The sequence below is a fragment of the Pseudomonas sp. NPDC088890 genome (assembly GCF_044900155.1).
In the GTDB taxonomy this organism is placed as follows: Bacteria; Pseudomonadota; Gammaproteobacteria; order Pseudomonadales; family Pseudomonadaceae; genus Aquipseudomonas; species Aquipseudomonas urmiensis.
On sequence record NZ_JBJDNG010000003.1, the window covers coordinates 522,220 to 530,113 of the forward strand.

Annotated in this window: 1 protein-coding gene; it reads left to right on the forward strand. The window is 65.3% G+C overall.

Annotated elements, in window-relative coordinates; genetic code table 11:
* Position 1: 1 nt before the first annotated feature.
* Positions 2–7,888: an amino acid adenylation domain-containing protein gene (locus ACI2JX_RS10125; RefSeq protein WP_404690001.1), complete on the forward strand. Its 7,887-nt coding sequence runs from the start codon at positions 2–4 to the stop codon at positions 7,886–7,888.
* Positions 7,889–7,894: the final 6 nt, after the last annotated feature.

Sequence of the window (7,894 nt, forward strand, 5' to 3'; positions counted from 1 at the left end):
CATGGACAAGACAACTGCTGAACGAATTGCCAAGCGCTTCGTCGCACTGCCGCTGGAACAACGTCGCCAGGTGCTCGACAAGATGAGCGCCAGTGGCCAGAGCTTCAAGCTGCTGCCGATCGCCGCCACCCGCCACGAGGTCGCGCGGATCCCGCTGTCGTATGCCCAGCAGCGGCTGATGTTCCTCTGGCAACTGGAGCCGACCAGTGCGTTCTACAATGTGCCGATGGCGGTTCGCCTGGAAGGTGAGCTGGATGTTGCGGCCATGGCCAAGGCCCTGGAGTTGCTGGTGCAACGCCATGAGACCCTGCGCACCCGCCTGGTAATGGAGGAGGGCGAATGCTACCAGCAGATCCTCGACCAGTCGCCGGTGGCCCTGGCGCAGGTCAAGGTGGCCGAAGCTGACCTGGATACTTTGGTACGCGACGAGCTGCGCCGTCCGTTCGATCTGTTCAATGAGCCCTTGCTGCGGGTCAAGTTGTTCCAGGTCGACCCCAGCCAGCATGTATTGACGGTGTGCATGCATCACATCATCAGTGACGGCTGGTCCAGCGAACTGATGGTGCAGACCTTCGTCTCGTTCTACGATGCCTTGGTCGCCGGCCAGCCGGTCAACCCTGAGCCGCTGGCGATTCAGTACGCCGACTATGCGATCTGGCAGCGCGCCTGGCTCGAAGCGGGCGAAGGCGAGCGGCAGTTGCAGTACTGGCAGGCGCAGCTGGGCAGTGAACAGCCGCTGTTGGACCTGCCATTGGACTTTCCACGCCCGGCTCAGCCCAGCTATCAAGGCGCGGTGGTCCGCGCCGACCTGCCGCCGGCACTCTCCAGCGCGCTGCGCAGCCTGGCCCAGAGCAAAGGGCAGACGGTGTTCATGGTCCTGCTCGGGGCGCTGGCGGTGGTGCTGTCGCGTTACAGCGGTCAGGACGACATTCGCATCGGCGTGCCCAACGCTGGGCGTAATCGCAAAGACCTCGAAGGCCTGATTGGCTTTTTCATCAATACCCAAGTGCTGCGGGTCCAGGTCGATGAACAGGCGACCTTCGACAGCCTGCTCGAGCAGGTCCGGCAAGTGGTAGCCGAGGCCCAGTCGCACCAGGAGCTGCCTTTCGAGCAGTTGGTCGATGCGCTGGCCCCTGAGCGTAACCTGAGCCATAACCCGCTGTTCCAGTTCAAGCTCAACCAGAATGTCGCTGGCGAGGCGGCTGGCAGCGAGCAGAGCAAGACCCTCAGCGGCCTGAGCGTGGCGGAGTATCCACTGAGCGGCGCCGACGCCCGGTTCGACCTGGCCTTCGACTTTACCGACAGCGGCGAACAGATCCAGGCGTACTTCACCTATGCCACCGACCTGTTCAAGGCCAGCACGATCGAACGCATGGTCGGCGCGCTGCATGCGCTGCTGCAGCGCCTGGTCGATACCCCCTCCAGCCGCTTGCTGGCTCATAGCGAAGGCCAGCGGGCACTGCTGTCAGGTGAGCAGGCCGAGTTCCCCTGTGAAGACTTCCTGGCCCTGTGGCGCCAGGCCGTGCAGGGCGCTGGCGAGCAACCCGCAGTGCGTGCTGGCGCCCAGCAACTGAGCTACAGCGAGCTTGACCGGCAGTCCAACCAGCTGGCCCACCATCTGCAAACCCTGGGGGTGGCACCGGGTGACCTGGTTGCCCTGTGCCAGGAGCGCTCGGTCGAATGGGTGATCAGCTTGCTGGCGGTGCTCAAGGTCGGCGCCGCGTTCCTGCCGCTGGACAGCGCCCAGCCAGTCGAACGGTTGGCGCAGCTGGTCGGCGACAGTGGTGCGGTCCTGCTGCTGCGAGATCCGCAGGTTGCCCTGAGCGGTTTTGAGGCTTGCCCTGCGTTGCCATTCGCTCCTGACGCCTGGCAGCATTGCCCGGATTCGCCGCTCGATACCGCCGTGGTGCCTGCCCAGCCGGCCTATGTGATCTACACCTCAGGCTCCACCGGCCAGCCCAAGGGCGTGGTGGTGGCGCATGGCACCCTGGCCAACTATGTGCAGGGCATCGAGCAGCGCTTGCAGCTGCCAGCTGGCGCCAGCATGGCGATGGTTTCCACCGTGGCCGCCGACCTGGGCCATACCGTGCTGTTCGGGGCGCTGGCGGGTGGCCGTCTGCTGCATTTGCTATCGCGCGAGCACGCGTTCGATCCGGACGCGTTTGCCGGCTACATGGCCGAGCATCAGGTCGATGTGCTGAAAATCGTCCCAAGCCACCTGCAAGGGCTTCTGCAAGCAAGCGAGCCGCAGAAAGTGCTGCCGCGCCAGCTGTTGATCGTCGGGGGAGAGGCCTGTCCATGGTCGTTGGTGGAAAAGGTCGCTCAGCTCAGGCCTGACTGCCGGGTGGTCAACCACTATGGCCCTACCGAAACCACCGTCGGCATTCTCAGCCACGAGGTCACCACGCTTGAGTCCGGTACGCGCACCGTGCCGGTCGGCAAGCCCTTGCCCAACAGCCATGTGTGCTTGCTCGATTCGGCGCTGAACCCGGTTGCCGAGCGGGTTGCCGGTGAGCTGTATCTGGGCGGCAAGGGCGTGGCTCAGGGCTACCTGGGCCGGCCGGCGATGACTGCCGAGCGATTTGTCCCGGACCCGACCGGCGTTGGCGCGCGCTTGTACCGTGCTGGCGACCGTGCCCGTTTGCAGCAGGACAAGGTGGAGTTTCTTGGCCGCGTCGATGAGCAGGTGAAGATCCGTGGCTATCGCGTCGAGCCTGGCGAGATCGGCGAGTTGCTGCGTGGCCTGCCCGGCGTGCAGGACGCGGTGGTCGTGCCGATGGCGCTGGAAGGTGACCCGGAGCGCCTGCAACTGCTCGCCTATGTGGTAGCCCCCGCGAGCTCGCCAACGGAGTTGCTCAGCCAACTGCAAGCGCGCCTGCCTGACTACATGGTGCCCGCCCACCTCGTAATGCTCGAGCGTCTGCCGCTGACCGCCAACGGCAAGCTCGACAAACGCGCCTTGCCCAAGCCGGAAATTGCCAGCAAGGCTTACGTGGCACCGGTCGGTGAAATAGAAGAAAAGCTCGCCGCGATCTGGGCCGATGTGCTCAAGCTGGAACAAGTCGGCACGGGCGATAACTTCTTCGAACTGGGCGGCGACTCCATCCTCAGCCTGCAGATCATCGCCCGGGCCAAGCGCCAGGGAATCAAGCTGTTGCCCAAGCAATTGTTCGAGAAGCAGAACATCGCCGCGTTGGCCCAGGTGGCCAAGCTGGTGCAAGACAAGCCCAAGCCCGCCGCTGTCGCAACGCCAGAGGCGGGCGGGGCGCTCGCCCTGTTGCCGATCCAGGCGCGCTTCTTCGACACCGCCATCGAACAGCGCCATCACTGGAATCAGGCCGTGTTGCTCACGCCATTGCAGCGCTTGCAGCCCAAGGCGCTGGACCAGGCCCTGACGGCAGTGCTCAACGAGCATGAAGCCTTGCGCCTGAGCTTCACCTGCAATGACCGCCAGTGGCAGGTCGAGCCACGTCGGCAGGCTATCGAGGCCGTGTTGCAAGTGGTCACGCTGAACCAGCCGTCGGCGCTCGAAGCGCATGCCACCCAGATCCAAGCCAGCCTCAGCCTGGAGCGTGGCGAATTGGTCAGGGCCGTGCTGTTCGAACTGCCTGGCGGTCAGCAGCGGCTGCTGCTGGCGATCCATCACCTGGTGGTCGATGGGGTGTCCTGGAGGATCCTCCTCGAGGACCTGCAAAGCGCCTATCAGCAGGCCAGCCAAGGCCAGCCGATCAGCCTGGCGGGGCGCTCTGCCAGTTGCAGGCAGTGGGCGCAGCGGCTGACCGAGTATGCGCGCAGCGATGCGTTGCTGGCCGAACGCACCTATTGGTTGCAAGCCTTGAGTGAAGAGGATGCGCAGTTCCCCTGCGACACCCCGGGCGCAGCTGCCACTTTGCGTGAAGCAGCCCATGCCAGTTCGCGGCTGGACAAGGCCCTGACCCACAAGCTGCTGAAGGTTGCCCCGGCGGCCTATCGCACCCAGGTCAATGACCTGCTGCTCACCGCCTTGGCCCGCGTACTGTGCCAATGGAGCGGACAGCCAGCGGTGAGCATTCAGCTCGAAGGCCACGGCCGTGAGGACTTGTTCGACGACCTGGACCTGAGCCGCACGGTCGGCTGGTTCACCAGCTTGTTCCCGGTGCGCCTGAGCCCGCAAGGCAGTGTCGGCGACAGCATCAAGCGCATCAAGCAGCAACTCTGGCAGGTGCCCAACAAAGGGATTGGCTATGGGGTGCTGCGCTACCTGGGGGATGCCGAGTTCGCTCGCCAGCTGGCCGGCGTCGCCCAGCCACGCATAACCTTCAACTACCTGGGGCAGTTCGATGGCAGCTTCAGCGAGGACTCTGGTGCGCTGTTCGTGCCTGCCGGGGAAAGCGCCGGGCGCAGCCAGGGCGAGGATGCACCACTGGGCAACTGGCTCAGCGTCAACGGCCAGGTCTATGACGGCGAACTGCGTCTGGACTGGACCTATAGCCGCGCCATGTACCGCGCAGAGACCATCCAGGGCTTGGCCCGCGCCCTTGAGCAGGCGCTGGAAGAGGTGATCATGCACTGCCTGGAGGATGGCGCCCAGGGCGTGACCCCGGCTGATTTCCCGTTGGCCGGCCTGAGCCAGGAACAACTCGATCGCCTGCCGGTGGCGGCGCGCGACATCGAAGACATCTACCCCCTGTCACCCATGCAGGAAGGGCTGTTGATGCACACCCTGCTGGAACCGGGGTCGGGTATCTACCTGATGCAGTACTGCTACCAAGTCGACCATGCAATCGACATCGACGCCTTCAACCAGGCCTGGAAGACAGTCATCGCCCGCCATGATGTCCTGCGTACCTCGTTCTGCTGGGACCTGGGCGAGCGCATGGTGCAGATTGTCCATCGGCGTACCGAGCCTGCCTTGCGGGTGCTCGATTGGCGCCACCTGTCGCCCGCCGAGTACGAGCCGGCGCTGCAGGCCGAGCTTGAACAAGAGTTGCAGCACGGCTTTGCCATGGACAAAGAAGTGCCGTTCCGCCTGCGCCTGATCCAGCTGGCGGCGGACCGCTTCGGCTTTGTCTTCAGCAACCATCACGTGCTGCTCGATGCCTGGTGCCGGATGGGGGTGGTCGATGAGTTCTTCAAGGTCTACCAGGGCTTGCTGGGCGGGCAGACGGTGCACTTGCCGACGCCGCCGCGTTACCGCGATTTCATCGCCTGGTTGCAGCGTTGGGACCGTGACGCTTCGCGCGGCTTCTGGCGCCAGGAGCTGGCGGGCTTCGAGCGTCCCACCGCGCTGCCGTTCGACCGTGCACCGTCGCGCGAGCAGGCTAAGGGCAGCGTCGCTGACCAACTGGTGTACCTGAGCCGTGAGCAAAGTGCCCAGCTGGCGCAGCGCGCCCAGGCGGCGCAACTGACGGTCAATACCCTGGTGCAAGGCGCCTGGGCGCTGTTGCTGCAGCGCTACAGCGGTGATCGGGATGTGCTGTTCGGGGTCACAGTGGCGGGCCGACCGGTCGAGTTCCCAGAGATGCAGACCACGGTCGGGCTGTTCATCAACAGCATCCCGCTCAGGGTGAAACTGCCAGGGGCGCAAGCAGGCCTGAGCGCCAAGGCTTGGCTCAAGTCGCTGCTCGAATACAACCTGAACCTGCGAGAGCACGAGCATTTGCCGCTGGTCGACATCCAGGCGTGCAGCGAGATTGGCAGTGGCCAGGCGTTGTTCGACAGCCTGTTCGTGTTCGAGAACGCGCCGGTGGAGTCCAGCGTCGGTGCGCAGGCGTCGAGCATGAAGGTCAAGGCGGGCAGCTCGCGCACCCACACCAACTACCCGATCACGGTGGTGGTCTATCCAGGAGAAGTGCTGGGCCTGCACCTGTCGTATGACCAGCGCCTGTTCGATGGCGACACCATCGCGGTATTGCTGGCCGACTTCCAGGCCCTGTTGCTGGCCTTGAGCGAGCAGCTGGATGCGGACTTCCACCAGGTAGCAGCGCGGCTTCAGGAGCAGGCCAGGGTGACCCCAGAGGCCTTGCCGCAAGCGCTGCAGCAGGGCTATGCGCGGCTCTTCGATGCCACCGTGGCGCGGGTGCCGCAGCTGCCTGCGGCCCGTTGCAGTGGGCGCCAGTGGAGCTATGAGGAGCTGGATGTGCAGGCCAGCCGCCTGGCGCTGAGGTTGCAGGCCGCTGGGGTCGGCGCCGATGGCCTGGTTGCGGTGTTGGGCGAGCGCGACCTGTCGCTGCTGGGCATGATCGTCGGTGTGTTCAAGGCCGGCGCGGGCTACCTGTCGCTGGACCCGTCGCTGCCGCTGCGGCGCCTGAGCGAGGTGCTCGGCCTCAGTGGCGCGGCGCTGTTGGTCTGCGACCAGCGCTGCGCGCCGTTGGCCCAAGCGCTGCTCGCCGAGTTGGACCAGCCACCGGCGCTGCTGGTGTGGGAGCAGGTGCAGACGCTCGCCTGGCGTGCACCGCTCAAGCCATTGCCCGAGGCAGCCGGCAAGTTGCTGGCGTACGTGATCTTCACCTCCGGCTCGACCGGTGTGCCCAAGGGGGTGATGGTGGAGCAGGCCGGCATGCTCAACAACCAGTTGAGCAAGCTGCCCTATCTGGGGCTGCAAGAGCATGACGTCATCGCCCAGACGGCCTCGCAGAGTTTTGACATCTGCGTGTGGCAGTTGCTCACGGCAGCGCTGTGCGGTTGTCGTGTGGAGATCTTCCCCGACGCTGTCGCCCAGGACCCACAGGCATTGTTGCAGCAGGTCGAGGCCACGGGGGTGACGGTGCTTGAGTGCGTCCCGGCGATGATCCAGGCGATGCTGGAACTGCCGGCCCGTGCGCTGCCCAACCTGCGCTACCTGCTGACCACGGGCGAGGCCATGCCACCGGCCCTGGCCCGGCGCTGGCGCGAGCGCTATCCGCAGATCGAATTGGTCAATGCCTATGGGCCGGCCGAGTGTTCCGATGACGTGGCGCTGTACCGCGTGCTCGATGATGCCCCGTCCGTGCATCTGCCGATCGGCACAGCCACTGATCACAACCGCCTGTACGTGCTCAACGACCTGCTCGAACCCATGCCGGCGCGTGCTACCGGCGAGCTGCATGTGGCTGGCGTGGGGGTAGGGCGCGGCTACCTGGGCGACCCGGTGCGCACGGCCTTGAGCTTCGTGCCTGATCCGTTCAGCCACAGCCCGGGTGAGCGCTTGTATCGCACCGGCGATCTGGCGCGGGTGCGCGCCGATGGCCAGGTACTGGAGTACGTAGGGCGGGCCGACTTCCAGGTGAAGATTCGCGGTTACCGGATCGAACTGGGCGAGATCGAGTCGCGACTGCTGGCCCACGAGGCGGTGCACAGCGCCGTGGTGGTGGATGTGCAGGTGGCCGGCAGCAAGCAGTTGGTCGCCTATTGGGTGCCCCGGCAGGTGAGCGCGCAGGCGGGTGAGCTGCGCGCCGTGCTCGCCGAGCACTTGCGCAGCAGCCTGCCGGGCTACATGGTCCCCGGCTTGTGGGTGATGCTCGACAGCCTGCCGTTGACTGCCAACGGCAAGCTTGACCGCAAGGCCTTGCCAGCGCCGGATGCAAGCACTTCGCAGCAGCAGTACCAGGCGCCGGTCACCGCCGTGCAACAGCAGTTGGCACAGATCTGGAGCGAGGTGCTGGGGGTCGAGCGCATCGGCCTTGACGACGACTTCTTCGAGCTGGGCGGGCATTCGCTGCTGGTGGTGCAGGTGGTGGCCCGGGTGGGCAACCAGATGAGTACCGAAGTCAGCCTGCGCGAGTTGTTCGAGCAGCCGACGCTGGCGGCGTTCAGCGAGGTCGTTGCGGCCCGGCAGGGACATGGCGAGGCGATTCAGGACGAGTTGGCTAAATCCTTGGCAGCCTTGAAACGTCTTACTGCAGAGGAGATCGACGAGTTGACCCTGTAGCGCGGT

Excerpts from the sequence above, each read along its gene's own strand:
- ACI2JX_RS10125 (WP_404690001.1), top strand. The coding sequence starts at position 2 with ATGGACAAGACAACTGCTGAACGAATTGCCAAGCGCTTCGTCGCACTG.